Source organism: Brachybacterium atlanticum (genome assembly GCF_025669985.1).
Taxonomy (GTDB): Bacteria; Actinomycetota; Actinomycetes; order Actinomycetales; family Dermabacteraceae; genus Brachybacterium; species Brachybacterium conglomeratum.
Map to the genome: position 1 here is coordinate 48606 of NZ_JAKJJW010000020.1, position 15326 is coordinate 63931.

Below are 15326 nucleotides of genomic sequence, written 5' to 3' on the forward strand. Positions count from 1 at the left end.
ATGCCCTCGATGGCATCGGTCGCCAGGATGATAACGTTCACATCGAGTCGCGTGTCAACCGACACCGGCCGCGCCGCGGGTCACGATGCCGCAACGCCGCCGATCGCGCCCCGCGCCGCACCTTGCCGGGAGCGCCCGTCACCACTGCCCGCCGAGCTCGGACCGGGCGATCCGCGCAGGTCATCGCCCTGTAGAGTGCCGCTCCACCGACCGTCCGCGAGGAGGACGCCATGAGTCCAGCGACGCGCCGCCCGTCGATGGCCGACGTCGCAGGCCGCGCCGGGGTCTCGTACCAGACGGTCTCCCGCGTGCTCAACCAGCCCGGCATCGTCCGCCCCGAGACCCGGGAGCGGGTGCTCGCGGCGATCGCGGAGACCGGCTACACCCCGAACCGCGCCGCCCGCGCCCTGAAGACCACCCGCTCCTCGCAGATCGGCCTGCTCACCGATGGCTCCTCGCTGTTCGGCCCCTCCGAGACGGTCACCGCGATCGAGGCCGCAGCCCGCGAGGCTGGCTACTCGGTGCTGCTGACGACGGTCCGCCCCGGGGACCCTGCGGGGGCCACGCCGGGCGCCGAGCTGATCGGCTCGGGCGTCGACGGGATCCTCGTGGTCGCGGCGCACGAGGGGATGCAGCCGGTGGTCGCGGCGGCGGCCTCCACGATTCCCGTCCTCGCCGTCTCCGCGCAGCCCCCTGCGACCGCGTCCACCCAGGTCGTGGGCGTGGACCAGCGCCTCGGCGCGCATGCGGTGGTCGAGCACCTCGCACGCACGGGCGTGCGCTCGGTCGCCCACCTGGCCGGCCCGACGGACTGGTACGACGCCCGCGCCCGCCTCGACGGCTTCCGCGAGGCGACCGCGGAGCTGGGCCTGGACGGGACGACGACCGCGCCCGGCGACTGGACGCCGAGGTCCGGGTACGAGCTGACGCGCGCCCTGCTCGCGGGCGGCGTGCCGGAGGCGATCTTCGCGGCGAACGACATGATGGCGATCGGGGCGCTGCACGCGCTGCACGAGCACGGCGCGCGCGTGCCGGTGGACGTCGCCGTGGCGGGCTTCGACGACACCGTCGGCGCGGAGTACCTGCTCCCCTCGCTGACCACGGTCTCCCAGCCCTTCGCGGAGCTGGGCCGGCTCGCGCTGCACCGGCTGCTGGAGCTGCTGGAGGATCCGGAGGATCCCGGCCCTTCCCCGCCGCCCCTGTCGCCGCGCCTGGTGGTGCGCCGCTCGACCCGCCCCGAGCGGACCCACTGAGCGCCGCTGTCCGGGAGTCGGGCTCTGCGATGTGAACGTTGACAGAGCGGTCGAAGACCTGGTTCAGTGATCCCATGACGCACGCTGACGTGTCCCCCGCCCAGTCCTCCTCCCCCGCACCCGGAGGGGAGGACGCCGCGGCCCTGATCGCCGAGGGCGGCGCCCACCTCGGGATTGAGCTGGGCTCCACCCGCATCAAGGCCGCCCTGGTCGACGGCACCGGCGCGGTGCTCGCCACCGGCTCCCATGCCTGGGAGAACGAGCTGGTGGGCGAGATCTGGACCTACTCGCTGGACGCGGCGTGGGCGGGGATCAGCGACTGCTACGCCGACCTCGCCCGCGAGGTGCGCGCGCAGCACGGCGTCGAGCTCACGACCCTCGGCGGCCTCGGCATCTCCGCGATGATGCACGGCTATCTCGCGCTCGACGCGGACGGCGAGCAGCTCGCCGAGTTCCGTACCTGGCGCAACACCTTCACCACTGAGGCCGCGGCGCTGCTCAGCGAGACGCTCTCGCAGAACATCCCGCTGCGCTGGAGCATCTCCCACCTCCTGCACGCCGTGCAGCAGGGCGAGGAGCACGTGGAGCGCCTCGACTTCCTCACCACCCTCGCCGGCTACGTGCACTGGAAGCTCACCGGGAAGAAGGTGCTCGGCGTCGGCGATGCGAGCGGCATGTTCCCGATCGGCGCCTCGGGCGACTCCTTCGACGCCGAGCTGCTCGAGCGCACCGCCGCTCTCGACCCGATCGCCGCGATGCCCTGGTCGCTGCCGGACCTGCTGCCCGAGGTGCTCGTCGCCGGGCAGGACGCCGGGCACCTCACAGAGGAGGGCGCGGCCCTCCTGGACCCGACGGGGACGCTGCAGCCCGGGGCCATCACCGCCCCGCCTGAGGGCGACGCCGGCACCGGCATGGTCGCCACCCAGGCCGTCGAGCCCCGCACCGGCAACGTCTCGGCCGGCACCAGCGCCTTCGCGATGGTCGTCCTCGAGCGCCCGCTGTCCGGGCCGCGCGAGGAGATCGACCTGGTCACCACGCCGTCGGGCCACCCGGTCGCGATGATCCACACGAACAACTGCACCACCGACCTCGACGCCTGGTTGGGCCTGTTCTCGCAGTTCGCGGAGCTCCTCGGCGCACCGCAGTCCGCCGAGGACCTCTACGGGACGCTGTTCTCCGCGGGGGCCGACGGGGACGCCGACGCCGGCGGCGTGCTGACCTACAACTACGTCTCCGGCGAGCACCAGACCGGCGTCGCCTCCGGCCGCCCGCTGCTGGTGCGCGAGCAGTCCGCCCGCTTCACGCTCGAGAACTTCATGCGCGCCCAGCTCTACGGCGCCTTCGGGGCCCTCGCCGTGGGGATGGACGCGCTGCTGAAGGACGAGGGCGTGCGGCTGGACGTGATGTACGCCCACGGCGGCATCTTCCGCACCCGGGGCGTCGCCCAGCAGGTGCTCGCCGACGCGCTCGGCGTGCCGGTCGCGCTCGGCGAGTCGGCCGGCGAGGGCGGCGCCTGGGGCATGGCGCTGCTCGCCGCACACACCGCCCGCACCACCGCGGCCGACGGGGCCGCCGGGGCCGCCGGCGGAGCAGACGGCGGAGCGGCCGACGGATCGGGTGCCACCGCCGCGGGTGACGCGCAGTCCCTCAGCGCCTATCTCGACGAGGTCGTCTTCGCCGGCCAGGACATCACCACCCGCTCCCCCGACGCTGCCGGCCGCGAGGGCCACACTACCTGGCTGGACGCGTACCGCGGCGGGCTCCCGCTCGCCCGCCGGGCCGGGGACCTGCTTCGCTGATCCGGCGACCGGTGCGGCGCAGGAGCAGCCCGTCGGCCGACCGCCCGCGCGACCGTCACGACCGCCTCACGATCCCAGCAGATCGGCACGTCGGGAAGCCTGCGACCTCGCCCGCCGACCGAGCGGCATCGCGCTCGGCTCCATCTGTGAACGTTGACAGCACTGCCGACCCCGCACCGGAAGGAAGTCCCATGACCCTGGTCCTGACCGACCTGCCCGACGCCGCCCAGCACGCCGTCGCCGCGACGCGCGAGCGCGTCGCCGCCCTGCACGCCGAGCTGCCCCGCAATCAGCTGGTGGTGTGGACCGCCGGGAACGTCTCCGAGCGCGTCCCGGATCTGCCGGAGGGCGTCCCCGGCCTGTTCGTCATCAAGCCCTCCGGCGTCTCCTACGACGACCTGATCCCCGAGACGATGGTGGTGTGCACCCTCGACGGCGCGAAGATCGTCGACGGCACCCCCGATGCGCTCTCCCCCTCCTCGGATACGGCCGCCCATGCCTACGTCTACGAGCACATGGACCACGTGGGCGGGGTGGTGCACACCCACTCCACCTACGCGACCGCGTGGGCCGCGCGCGGGGAGGAGATCCCCTGCGTGCTGACGATGATGGCCGACGAGTTCGGCGGCCCGATCCCCGTGGGCCCCTTCGCCGTGATCGGCGACGACTCCATCGGCCGCGGCATCGTCGAGACGCTGGAGGGCTCCCGCTCCCCCGCCGTGCTCATGCAGAACCACGGCCCCTTCACCATCGGCAAGGACGCCCGCGCCGCGGTGAAGGCCGCCGTGATGTGCGAGGAGGTCGCACGCACCGTGCACGTCTCCCGCCAGCTCGGCGAGCCGCTGCCCATCGAGCAGTCGCTCGTCGACTCCCTCTTCGACCGCTACCAGAACGTCTACGGCCAGCGCTGACACCGGCCCACCCGGCGTACGCCCCGCCGCCTGCGCCACCTTCTCCCACCGACCCGCCGCCCTTAGGGCGCACCGATCCCACTCAGAGACGAGGACGCACCATGCACAACCCCTTCGAGACCCGCGAGATCTGGTTCCTCACCGGCAGCCAGGGGCTGTACGGCCCCGAGACCCTCGAGCAGGTCGCCGCCCAGTCCCGCGAGATCGCCGAGACCCTCGACGCCGCCTCCGACATCCCGGTGCGGATCGTGTGGAAGCCCGTGCTCACCGACCGCGACGCGATCCGCGAGAGGGCGCTCGCCGCGAACGCGGACCCGGCCTGCGTCGGCGTCATCACCTGGATGCACACCTTCTCCCCCGCGAAGATGTGGATCCAGGGCCTCGACGCGCTGGCCACCCCGCTGCTGCACCTGCACACGCAGGCGAACGTGGAGCTGCCCTGGTCCACGATCGACATGGACTTCATGAACCTCAACCAGGCCGCGCACGGCGACCGCGAGTTCGGGTACATCGCCACGCGGCTCGGCGTGGACCGCAAGACCGTGGTCGGCCATGCCTCGGACGAGACGGTGCAGCTCAAGATCGGTCGCTGGGCCCGCGCCGCGACCGGCTGGGCGGAGATGCACTCCCTCAAGCTCGCCCGCTTCGGCGACAACATGCGCGGCGTCGCCGTCACCGAGGGCGACAAGACCGAGGCCGAACTGCGGCTCGGAGTCTCCGTGAACACCTGGGGCGTCAACGACCTCGTCGCAGTGGTAGATGCGGTGGACGACCGAGATGTCGACGCGCTCGTCGCCGAGTACGAGGAGCTCTACGACGTGGTGCCCGAGCTGCGCCGCGGCGGCGAGCGCCACGAGTCGCTGCGCTACGGCGCCCGGCAGGAGCTGGGCCTGCGCCGCTTCCTCGAGGACGGCGGCTTCGGCGCGTTCACCACGAACTTCGAGGACCTCGGCGGGCTGCGCGAGCTGCCGGGCCTGGCCGTCCAGCGCCTGATGGCCGACGGCTACGGCTTCGGCGCCGAGGGCGACTGGAAGACCGCGATCCTGGTGCGGGTCGCCGCAGTGATGGGCTACGGCCTGCCCGGCGGCGCCTCCCTGATGGAGGACTACACCTACGACATGACGCCGGGCAGCGAGAAGATCCTCGGCGCGCACATGCTCGAGGTCTCCCCCACACTCACCACCGGCAGGCCCTCGCTGGAGATCCACCCGCTGGGGATCGGGGACCGCGAGGACCCGGTGCGCCTGAAGTTCATGGCCGACGCGGGCCCCGCGGTGGTCGTGGCGCTGTCCGACATGCGCGAGCGGTTCCGCCTGGTCGCGAACGTCGTCGAGGTGGTCGAACCCGACGAGGAGCTGCCGAAGCTGCCGGTCGCCTGCGCCGTGTGGGAGCCGCAGCCGGACTTCGCCACCTCCGCCGAGTGCTGGCTGACCGCCGGCGCCGCCCACCACACCGTGATGACCACGGCTGTGGACCTGGAGGTGTGGGAGGACCTCGCCACGATCGCGGACATCGAGCTCGCGATCATCGAGGAGTCCACGACCGTGCGCTCCTTCGCCCAGGAGCTGCGCACCCACCAGGTCTTCCACCGCCTCGCCCAGGGGTTCTGAGCGCCCCGGCCGACGGCGCGGGCGGAACAGCCGACGGGAGGGCTGCCGGTTCCGTCGGCCGCGCGGGCCCGGGTGACGGCCCCCTTTTGCCGTGCGGGCCCGGCCCCGTCCGTGCGGCAGGGCCCGGCCGGCGGGCCCCGTCGGCCGGTGGTCAACAGTTTTTGCTGGCGCCAGGACTCATGCGGAGGCCCCCATGGGTCCTGGCGGTACATTTCCTGCCATGCCGGCCCGACACGCCCGCCAGCCGCGCCGCGCACGGCCTGGCCCGTGCGCCGTCCGGCACCCCGTGACCACGTCTCTCGACACCTCGGAGCGATGATGCCCACCTCGAGCACCCCCGACCCCGCCCTCCACGCCCCCGGGCTCAGCTGGTCGGGCACCGTGGACTACGGGCCGGGGCCGCTGCACGCGCCGACCTCTCTCGCCGCGCTGCAACAGCTCGTCGCCGGCAGCACGAGGCTGCGGGCGCTCGGCACCCGGCACTCCTTCTCCGAGGTCGCGGCGTCGGACGGGCCGCTGGTGACCCTCACGGCGATGCCGCCGGAGATCGGGATCGACGCCGAGGCGCGCACCGTCCGCGTCGGCGCCGGGGTGCGCTACGGCGAGCTCGCCGTCGCCGCCCATGCAGCCGGGCTGGCGCTGCCGAACATGGGATCGCTGCCGCACATCTCGGTGGGAGGGGCGAGCGCGACCGGCACCCACGGCTCCGGGAACCGCTTGCGCGCCCTGGCCTCCTCGGTGCGGGAGATCGAGCTGGTCACGGCGTGCGGGGATCTGCTGACGCTCTCGCGCGAGGCCGACCCGGACGTGTTCGACGGGGCGGTCCTCTGCCTCGGCATGCTCGGGATCCTCACGCACCTGACCCTCGACCTGGTGCCGGCCGCGCCGATGCGGCAGACGGTCCACCTCGACGTCCCCGCCGAGCGGATGGACGAGGGCAGCCTCGCGGAGATGCTCGGGGCGGGCGCGAGCGTGAGCCTGTTCCACCACTGGGACGGCCACATCGCCCAGGCCTGGGTGAAGCAGCGCGTGGACGAGGACGCGGCGCTGCCGGAGCACTGGCTCGGGGGACGACGGGCGCCGGGACCCGTGCACCCGCTACCGGGGATGCCTGCCGACTTCTGCACCGACCAGACCGGGGAGCCGGGTCCGGCGCACGAGCGCCTGCCCCACTTCCGGCTCGAGTTCACCCCGTCCAGCGGCGAGGAGATCCAGTCGGAGTACTTCGTGCCGCGTGAGCGGATCGGCGAGGCGCTCGCGGCGGTGATGCCGCTCGGGGAGCGGATCCGTCCGCTGCTGCACGCCTCCGAGGTGAGGACCGTCGCGGCCGACGAGCTGTGGCTCTCCCCCGCCCAGCACCGGGACAGCGCCTGCGTGCACTTCACCTGGAAGCAGCGGCCCGCCGAGGTCGCGGCGCTGCTGCCCGAGATCGAGGAGCGCCTCGCCCCTTTCGCGCCTCGGCCGCACTGGGGGAAGGTGTTCACGCTGGACCCGGAGGTGGTGCAGGCGCATTATCCGGACCTGGAGCGCTTCCGGGCGCTGCGGGACCGGCTGGACCCGGGCCGCGTGTTCCGCAACGGATACGTGGACCGGCTGCTCGGGGCGTGAGCGGCAGAGGTCAGCGGATCCTGCGGGACCGGAGAAGGGCCAGGCCCCCTCCGAGGAGGGCCAGGACTCCCGCTGCGAGAGCGACGACGCCGAAGACGACGCTTCGCGCGGTCACCAGGGCCCCGAGCTCCACATCGCCGCCCGTGACCTGCAGGCGGAGGTCTCCCCCGCGCCGCTGGTCACCCCTGCGGACGCCGTCGGCTTCGGCGAGGAGTTCACCCGGATCAGCCAGGAGTTCTACGTCGGGTCGAAGGACGCGCAGGCGACGGCGCAGGAGCTCCTCACTGTGCTGGAGGGCATGCAGCCGGCGCAGTGATCGTCGGCCGCCGCGGCGCCACGCAACCGGCGCGCCTGCTCGCCCGCCGAGGCGCTCAGGCAGGGCTGCCGCCCGCGCACGGACCGCTCAGAGCGGCGCGTAGCGCGAGCGCAGCACCGCGTAGACGCCGTAGAGCATCACCCCGATGCCGACGACGACCAGCAGCACAGCACCCGCGGGCAGGCTCGCCATGGTCTGGAACGCGCCGTCCAGGCCGGTCGCCTTCTCGGGGTCCGAGCCGATCGCGGCCCAGCCGAACAGGATCCCGACGACGATCAGCGCGCCGCCCTTGGCGATGTAGCCGATCACGCCGGTGACGATCACGACCATGCTGATCCGCTGGTCGCCGGGCGGGCGGAGATCGTCCTCGAAGCCCCAGCCCGCTCCCTTGACCACGTGGTATCCGCCGATCGCGAGGACGACGAGACCGATCAGGATCACCGCCCCGCGACCTGCCGCGCTGCCGAGCAGTCCCGCGGTGAGCTCGGAGGTCTGCTGCCCGGAGTCGTTGCCGCCGCCCGCGGCGAAGCGCAGCGCGGTCACCCCGAGCGCCCCGTACACCCCGGCCTTGCCGAGCGTCTTCACGACATGGGTGAGGCGCCGGCGGTCGTCGTCGGCCCATCTCGCGCCGAAGTACGCCTCGGCGAGATGCCAGACTGTCAGCGCGAGCATCGCCAGGCCACCGATCCACAGCAGCACGTTCCCGCCGGGAGCGGCGGCGACGGTGTTCAGCGCGCCGGACTGGTCGGCGTCCTGCCCCGAGTCGCCGAGGGCGACGCGCAGCGCGAACCAGCCGATGAGCACGTGCGCCAGGCCGCTCATCACGAAGCCGCCGCGGGCGATGCCCTCGAAGACGGGATGATCGGTCACGGTCTCGGCGGTGCGCTCGGCCGCCTCGGCACTGTCGCGGGCGGCGCGCCCGGCGTCCTCCAGGGGGTTCATGGCGGAACTGTACGTCGCCCCGGCCCGGTCCGCTCGCTGTCCGCCCGGGTGCTCAGCCCGCGCCTCGACAGGTCAGCCCTCCGCCCCTACCGGGCGGCCGGGTCCGCGGAGCGCACCGGCTCGAGCGCCGCGCGGGTGGATCACCACTAGGAAAGCGCTTCATCCCATCGTTGTCAACAGGTCGGTGCAAAGTTGCAGCACGCATCTGCAAGTCGGCTGGTGGGCGTTCGCCTCGTCTGTCGCCACGTGCCGTTCACCTGCCCTCCACCGTCCCCCGCTACGGTGCACGCGCCAGCCGATGCGCCAGGACGGGAGGCCCCTGTGGACGTCACGGCATGGGCGATCGCTCTGATGGAGATCCTGGGCGGTCCCGGCACCGCGCTCGTGATCGCCTCCGAGGCGCTGTTCCCGCCGATCCCCGGCGAGGTGCTGCTCCCCTTCGCCGGCGTCACCGCCGCGGCGAACGGCCAGCACGTGCTGGTGCCGATCTTCTGGACCACGCTCGGCTCCGTGCTCGGCGGGCTCGGCGTGTACGCGGTGGGGCGCGCGCTCGGGCTGCGGCGCACCACGGCTCTCGTGCGGCGCCTCCCGCTGCTCGAGGAGAAGGACGTGACCATCGCGATGCGGTTCTTCGAGCGCTGGGGCTTCCCCGCCGTGGCGCTCGCGCGCTTCGTGCCGATGGTGCGCACCTTCATCTCGGTCCCGGCGGGGATCGAGAAGATGCCGGTGTGGCTGTTCGCGCTGGCCACAGGGCTCGGCTCCGCGATCTGGAACGCGGTGTTCGTGGTCGCGGGCTACGCCTTCGGACAGGCCGGCGGCGAGGTGCTCGAGGGCTTCGTGCGGATCTACTCCTCGATCGTGGCGGGGATCGGGATCCTCGCCCTGGTCGGCCTGGCGACCCAGCGGATCCGCTCGCGGCGGGACCGGGCCGACGGGGAGGACGGAGTGACCTCCGGCGCCGATGGCGCCACGGCGACCGATTCGCGCTCTACGCTCGAAGAATGAGTCGCGCCGAGAACACCTCGCCCCGCTCCGGCCTCGCCGGGCCCGCGGCGGACGTCGGCCGCTGGTTCGCGACCGCCACCTCCCGCCCGCTGGACGGCCCGGGCCCGACCCGCGGCGGGCCGCGCCTGCCCGCCTGGGGGCCGATGGAGGGGGCGCGCTACGGGCTGCGCAGCCACGACCACGAGATCGACGAGGCGCTCGCGCTGCTGCGGGACCGGCCGGTCGCGGTGCTGACCGGGGCGGGGATGTCCACGGGCTCGGGCCTGCCGGACTACCGGGGCCGCGATGCGGTGCCCCGCTCCCCCATGACCTACCAGGAGTTCATGGGGCACGACCTCGCCCGACGCCGGTACTGGGCCCGCTCCACCGTCGGCTGGGAGCAGTTCCGCAGCGCCCGGCCCGGCCGCTCCCACCGACTGCTCGCGGTGCTGGCCCCCGCCGCCTTCCCCGTCACCGCCGTGATCACCCAGAACGTGGACGGCCTGCATGCCGCGGCGGGCTCGGATACCGTGATCGACCTGCACGGACGCCTGGACCGGGTGCGCTGCCAGCAGTGCGACGCCCTCTCCTCCCGCGCCGCCCTGCACGCCCGGATGCTCGCGATGAACCCCGAGCTCGCAGCCCGCCTGCCCGAGCTCGCGGCCGATGCCGCCCAGGCGCCCGACGGGGACGCCGAGGTCGACCGCACCAGCTCCTTCCGCTACCCGCCGTGCCCGCTGTGCGGCGGGATCCTCAAGCCCGACGTGGTCTTCTTCGGCGAGTCCGCCCGGCGGGAGGTAGTCGCCTCCGCCTTCGCCGCGCTCGAGCAGGCGCGCGCCCTGCTGGTGCTGGGCTCCTCGCTGACGGTGCAGTCGGGGCTGCGCTTCGTGCGCGCCGCTCGAAAGCAGGACAAGCCGGTGGTGATCCTCAACGACGGTCCGACCCGCGCCGATCCCGACGCGTCCCTGCGCGTCCACGGCCGCCTCGAGGACGTGCTCGCGCAGTGGGCCGGCGCCGTCAGCGCGGACCTCGGCACGGCGGGCGACGCCCCGGGCGGCGTCGAGCACGGCACCGCGAGCTGATCCGCGCGCAGGTCAGTCCTGTCGGCGCCCCTCGTCCGCATCGCGGCGGCCGCCCCGTCGGCCCCGCCCGGACCCTCAGGCCTCCCAGACGCCGGAGGTGCCGCGGCGGTGCGAACCCAGCAGGTGGGTGTCGAGGATGCCGACGGCCTCCATCAGCGCGAACATCGTCGTCGGCCCCACGAAGGCGAAGCCCTCCTTGCGCAGGGCCTTCGACAGCGCCGTCGACTCCGGCGAGCGGGTGGGGATCTCGGCGACGGTCCTCGGCGCGGGCGTCGTCCCCGGCTGGAAGGACCACACGAGGTCGACGAGCCCGCCCTTCTCCCGCAGAGCCAGGGTCGCCTTCGCGTTGGTGATGGTCGCGAGGATCTTCGCGCGGTTGCGCACGATGCCGGCGTCGGCCATGAGCCGCTCGACCTCCGCCTCGCCGTAACGGGCGACGACCTCGGGATCAAAGCCGTCGAAGGCGGTGCGGAAGGCGGGCCGCTTGCGCAGGATCGTCGCCCAGGACAGCCCGGCCTGGAAGGCCTCGAGGCTGATCCGCTCGTACATGCCCTGCTCGTCGCGGACGGGCATGCCCCACTCGGTGTCGTAGTACTCGCGCAGCATCGGGTCGCTCGCCGCCCAGGCGGGGCGGGCCAGACCGTCCTCGCCGATCACGACGTCGGGGTCGGGGCCGGTGCGGGGGTCGGGCGCGGTCATGCGGTCCTCTCCAGGCTCAGCAGGGCGGTCTTCGCGTCGAGGCCGCCGATGTAGCCGCCGAGCGCGCCGTCGGTGCGCAGCACGCGATGGCACGGCACGACGATCGGCAGCGGGTTGGTGGCGCACGCGGTGCCGACGGCGCGGACGGCCCGCGGGCTGCCCACGAGCTCGGCGATCTCCTTGTAGGAGCGGGTGGAGCCGTAGTCGATCTGCGGCAGGACGCGCTGGACCTTCTCGCGGAAGCCGGTGGACAGGGCGCGGTCCAGCGGCAGGTCGAAGCGGCGGCGGGTGCCGGTGAAGTACTCCTCCAGCTCGGCGGCCGCCTCGTCGAGCCGGCCCGGCGCCTCCAACATGCGGGGGCTGACCCTCGACGCGAGGGCGGCGAGCACGGCGTCGAAGCCCTCGCGCTCGAAGGCGACGCGGACCAGCCCCTGCGCGGTCGCGGCGAGCAGAAGGGGGCCGACGGGGGTGTCGAGCGTGCGATAGGCGATCTCGACGAGGCCGGCGTCGTCGGCCTGCTGCACGAGGCGGGCGCGGAGTCCTGCCAGGGCCGGGTCGGGGAGCGGGAAGAGCGCCTCCCGCTCGTTCGTCGTGAGGTGCTCGGGGAGGCTCGGGGTATCGGTCATCGCGCGGCTCCTTCCGTGTCATCGCCTGCGGCGAAGGTCCGTCGCAGGGCTCGGATGCCGTCGGCCGAGGCGCGGCGGACGGCCTCGGTGCTCCCGCCGATCAGGGCGGCGGTCTCGGCGTGCGGGAGTCCGCCGAGGTAGTGATAGGTGACAGCTAGCCGCTGCCGCTCGGGCAGGGCCGCGACGGCGTTCCAGACCCCGTCGTCCCGGCCGGGGTTCCCGCGGCGGGAGGTCCGCTCGGGCAGGTCGTCCGTGGGCACGGCGTGCCGGGCCCGGCGGCGGGTGACGTCGATGGCCTTGCGGTGCGCGACGCGCACCAGCCAGGCCTCGACGTTGGTGTCCTCCGCGAGATCGGGCCAGGAGGTCAGCGCCGCCAGGAACGTCTCCGCCCAGGCGTCCTCGGCGTCGGGTCCCGGGCCGAGCACGGCGCAGCACACCCGCAGCACGGTGGGGCCGTGCCGCTGGACCGCGGTCTCGTAGGGGATCTTCATGGTCATCACCCTGCAGACGCGCGGGCGGCCGGGGATGTGAGGTCCGGGTCCGATAGAGGCGCGGAGGGCGGGCCTTCGAGCGGCGTCGACCCCCGCGGCGACGACCGCGAGTGCTCCCCCGCCGGCGGCGTCACTGCGGCGCGCCCTGGCCGCTGACCAGCACCGTCGCGAGCGCGCGCAGGGACGCGGGGCCGACGCGGCGGAACTCGAGGCGGGGGTCCTCGACGCCGGGGTCGAGGGCCTCCATGGTGAGCATCCCGTCGGCGGTCGCGTAGGCACTGACCTGCTGGACGGTCCCGTCGGCCGTGCGCACACGGGTCAGGACGGTCAGCGCCCGGGTCTCGGCGAGCTGCGCGGCGAGCGGATGGGCGGGCAGCTCCGAGCCGCGCACGTGGACGCTCCCGCCTTCGGTGTCGGACTCGGCATCGGCGGCGGGATCGGCGAGGCCCGCGGGGTCGAGGAAGGCGGCCAGACGCGCGGCGGCCTCCGCGGGGTCCAGCACCGTGAAGCGGTGGAGGCCGTCGGCCGTCGTCTCCTCCCCGAGCACCCCGCCGGGGTGGCTGTAGCAGTGCAGGCGATGGACCTGCGGCCCGGCCTCGGTGCGAACGGTCCGCTCGGCGGTGGTGAACGACTCCGCGGTGCGACGCAGCACGAGGCAGCCGGAGATCTCGGGGACGGCCCGCCAGCGCGGCCCCTTCTCGTGCCGGGCGGTGCGGGTGAGGACCTGACCGCCGGCGATCATGCCGCGCAGCGCGACGGCCGCGGCGACGCGCCGCTGCTCGGGATGCGCGTCGAGCCAGGGCAGCGCCACGAACTGGCGGCGCTCGTAGCCGTCGAGCGCGGCGATCTGCTCATCGCTCAGGGTCACCACCGGCACGGGTTCCTGGGCGGCCGACGGGTCGGTCCGGCCGCCGTCGTCCTGTGCGGAGGGCGGGTCGGGCTGGACGACATCGTCCTGTGAGACCGACGGGTCGGGTCGGACGGCGGCGGGCGGGCCGGAGGGGCGAGGCAGGCCATCCGGTCCCGTCGCCTCCCCTCTCCGCACCCGTTCGAGCAGGTCACGCGCGGCGGCGACGTCCTCGGCGGTGTACTGCAGCGGCGCGGTCGGATCGGTGCCGCCGATCCCGGCGGGGAGGTCGGGGATCCGTGTCGACGCATCGGTCGATGCGTCAGGGGCGGGGGACGCCGGGGTCGCGCTCATCCCCCGAGGCTATCGGGGGCCGCAGGTTCTGCGCCGCTGAGGACTCATCTCGTCGCCGGCACGGGTCCTCAGCGGTGCAGAACCTCGGCTCCGGCCCTCGGTGCAGGGCCGCACCAGCCACCGCCGCCCCGGACCCCGGCCGGCCAGGTTCTGTGCCGGTGGCGACTCATGTCGCGGCGTCCATGAGTCGTCCCGGGCGCAGAAGGTCGGGGGAACGCTCGCGCGCCGGGGCATGCGAACGCGCGGCATGACGCCCGCGCGTCCCGTCAGACGCAGGGCGAGGTGACGTCCGCGCGACCGGGGCCGACAATGGGGAGGACCCCGCCGTCGGACGAAGGAGCCCGCCCATGACCGCCACCGCCGTCGTCGACCTCAACGCCGACCTCGGGGAGGGCTTCGGCGACTGGTCGATGGGGGACGACGCCGCGATGCTCGAGGTCGTCACCACCGCGAACATCGCCTGCGGCGGCCACGCCGGTGACGGCTCGACGATGCGCGCCGCCTGCCGGGCCGCCGCCACACGCGGCGTCGCGATCACCGCGCACGTCGCCTATCCGGATCTGCAGGGCTTCGGCCGCCGCTTCCTCGACATCGACCCGGACGACCTCACGGACCAGGTGGTCGTCCAGGCCGGGGCGCTGCAGGCGATGGCCCGCGCGGAGGGGACGAGCGTGGGCGGGGTGAAGCCGCATGGTGCCCTGTACAACGCGCTCGCCCGTCACGAGGCGCAGGCCGGCGCGGTGGTGCGGGCGCTCGGCGAGCTCGGCGGCCTGCCCCTGGTGGCGGCGCCCGGCGCCGTGGTCGTCCCCGCGGCGGAGGCGGCGGGCCTGCCGGTGGCGCTCGAGGGCTTCGCCGATCGCGCCTATCTCCCCGACGGCACCCTCACCCCGCGCACGCGGCCCGGCGCCGTGCTCACCGACCCCGAGGCGGTCTCGGCCCAGGCGCTGTCGATCGCGACCGAGGGCGGGGTGCGCGCGGCCGACGGCACCTGGGTCGATCTGCCGGTGCGGTCGCTGTGCCTGCACGGGGACACCCCCGGCGCCGTCGAGCTCGCCCGGGCGGTGCGGGCCCGGCTCGCGGAGGCGGGCGTGGACCTCAAGGCTGCGCTGTGAGGGACGGGGCAACGGACACCCTCCCTCCCCCGCTGCGCGTGCACCGCGCCGGGGAGACGAGCATCCTCGCCGAGTATCCCGACACCCCCGCCGTGCTCGCCGCGGCCGCGGCCGTGCGCGCCCTCTCCCCCGCACACCTGCTGGAGCTCGTCCCCGCCGAGCGCACACTGCTGCTGCACGGCGCGGCGCCGCGCGACGTGCGCCCCTTCGCGGACCTGCTCTCGCAGCTCCGCCGCTCCCCGCACGAGGACAGCGGCGGCGGCGAGACCAGCATCGGCATCGTCTACGACGGCGAAGACCTGGAGGAGGTCGCGGAGCTGCTCGGGATGAGCACGGACGCGCTGATCAGCGCGCACTCCCGAGCGACATGGACGGTCGCCTTCGGCGGCTTCGCCCCCGGCTTCCCCTATCTCGTCGCCGGCGATCCCCACGAGGCGTCCGGCCCGCCCTGGGAGGTGCCGCGCCGCGCCGAGCCCCGCACGTCGGTGCCCGCGGGCGCCGTCGGCCTCGCCTCCCGCTACTGCGGCATCTACCCTCGCCCCTCCCCCGGCGGCTGGCAGCTGATCGGACGCAGCGACGCGCCTCTGTTCGACGTGCACCGGGAGCCGCCCGCACTGCTCAGCCCGGGCACGCGCGTGCGCTTCACGCCGCAGCGCGCCGCCTCCCGTCCGACGGCCGCGACCGCCGCGGCC

The 15326-nt window shown here is 74.2% G+C and carries 14 protein-coding genes; 9 read left to right on the top strand and 5 right to left on the bottom strand.

From position 1 onward, the window contains the following. Positions 1–230 precede the first annotated feature (230 nt). From L3K22_RS10920 to L3K22_RS10940, 5 genes are all read left to right on the top strand, one after another. Positions 231–1253: a LacI family DNA-binding transcriptional regulator gene (locus L3K22_RS10920; RefSeq protein WP_263311419.1), complete on the top strand. Its 1023-nt coding sequence runs from the start codon at positions 231–233 to the stop codon at positions 1251–1253. Positions 1254–1327: 74 nt separating this feature from the next. Continuing rightward, complete coding sequence (locus L3K22_RS10925) at positions 1328–3052, top strand: xylulokinase (protein WP_263311420.1); 1725 nt, start codon at positions 1328–1330, stop codon at positions 3050–3052. Positions 3053–3243: 191 nt separating this feature from the next. Further along, a complete protein-coding gene (locus L3K22_RS10930) occupies positions 3244–3963 on the top strand; it encodes an L-ribulose-5-phosphate 4-epimerase (protein WP_263311421.1) in 720 nt (239 codons plus the stop codon). Positions 3964–4064: 101 nt separating this feature from the next. Continuing rightward, a complete protein-coding gene (araA, locus tag L3K22_RS10935) occupies positions 4065–5573 on the top strand; it encodes an L-arabinose isomerase (RefSeq protein ID WP_263311422.1) in 1509 nt (502 codons plus the stop codon). A 318-nt stretch (positions 5574–5891) separates the two neighbouring features. Beyond that, on the top strand, positions 5892–7181 hold the full coding sequence (locus L3K22_RS10940; protein ID WP_263311423.1) for a D-arabinono-1,4-lactone oxidase: 1290 nt from the start codon (positions 5892–5894) through the stop codon (positions 7179–7181). A 403-nt stretch (positions 7182–7584) separates the two neighbouring features. Here the strand turns inward: L3K22_RS10940 and L3K22_RS10945 are convergent, their stop codons facing one another. Further along, the gene (locus tag L3K22_RS10945; protein ID WP_263311424.1) at positions 7585–8439 is read right to left on the bottom strand and encodes a DUF1206 domain-containing protein; all 855 of its coding nucleotides are present in this window, start codon (positions 8437–8439) and stop codon (positions 7585–7587) included. Positions 8440–8760: 321 nt separating this feature from the next. On the opposite strand from L3K22_RS10945, the gene L3K22_RS10950 reads away from it, so the two are divergent. Both L3K22_RS10950 and L3K22_RS10955 read left to right on the top strand, forming a co-directional pair. Then, the gene (locus tag L3K22_RS10950) at positions 8761–9444 is read left to right on the top strand and encodes a DedA family protein (RefSeq protein ID WP_263311425.1); all 684 of its coding nucleotides are present in this window, start codon (positions 8761–8763) and stop codon (positions 9442–9444) included. After that, positions 9441–10505, top strand: coding sequence for an NAD-dependent protein deacetylase (locus tag L3K22_RS10955; protein WP_263311426.1), 1065 nt, complete (start codon positions 9441–9443; stop codon positions 10503–10505). The genes L3K22_RS10950 and L3K22_RS10955 overlap by 4 nt, the downstream gene beginning before the upstream one ends. 75 nt (positions 10506–10580) lie before the next feature. On the opposite strand, the gene L3K22_RS10960 is transcribed toward L3K22_RS10955, so the two are convergent. The 4 genes from L3K22_RS10960 to L3K22_RS10975 form a co-directional block, all read right to left on the bottom strand. Further along, a complete protein-coding gene (locus L3K22_RS10960; RefSeq protein ID WP_263311427.1) occupies positions 10581–11204 on the bottom strand; it encodes a DNA-3-methyladenine glycosylase I in 624 nt (207 codons plus the stop codon). Further along, complete coding sequence (locus L3K22_RS10965) at positions 11201–11830, bottom strand: methylated-DNA--[protein]-cysteine S-methyltransferase (RefSeq protein ID WP_263311428.1); 630 nt, start codon at positions 11828–11830, stop codon at positions 11201–11203. Before L3K22_RS10965 ends, L3K22_RS10960 begins: the two co-directional genes overlap by 4 nt. After that, complete coding sequence (locus tag L3K22_RS10970) at positions 11827–12321, bottom strand: RNA polymerase sigma factor (RefSeq protein ID WP_263311429.1); 495 nt, start codon at positions 12319–12321, stop codon at positions 11827–11829. Before L3K22_RS10970 ends, L3K22_RS10965 begins: the two co-directional genes overlap by 4 nt. Positions 12322–12451: 130 nt before the next feature. Next, on the bottom strand, positions 12452–13522 hold the full coding sequence (locus tag L3K22_RS10975; RefSeq protein WP_263311430.1) for a hypothetical protein: 1071 nt from the start codon (positions 13520–13522) through the stop codon (positions 12452–12454). Between the two features lie 347 nt (positions 13523–13869). Between L3K22_RS10975 and L3K22_RS10980 the strand changes: the two genes are divergently transcribed. Together L3K22_RS10980 and L3K22_RS10985 are read left to right on the top strand one after the other, a co-directional pair. Beyond that, entirely contained in the window at positions 13870–14634 is a 765-nt protein-coding gene (locus L3K22_RS10980; protein ID WP_263311431.1) for a LamB/YcsF family protein, read from the top strand. Next, positions 14631–15326 (top strand): 5-oxoprolinase subunit B family protein (locus L3K22_RS10985; protein ID WP_263311432.1); only part of this gene is annotated, 696 nt, incomplete at its 3' end. The genes L3K22_RS10980 and L3K22_RS10985, both read left to right, overlap by 4 nt.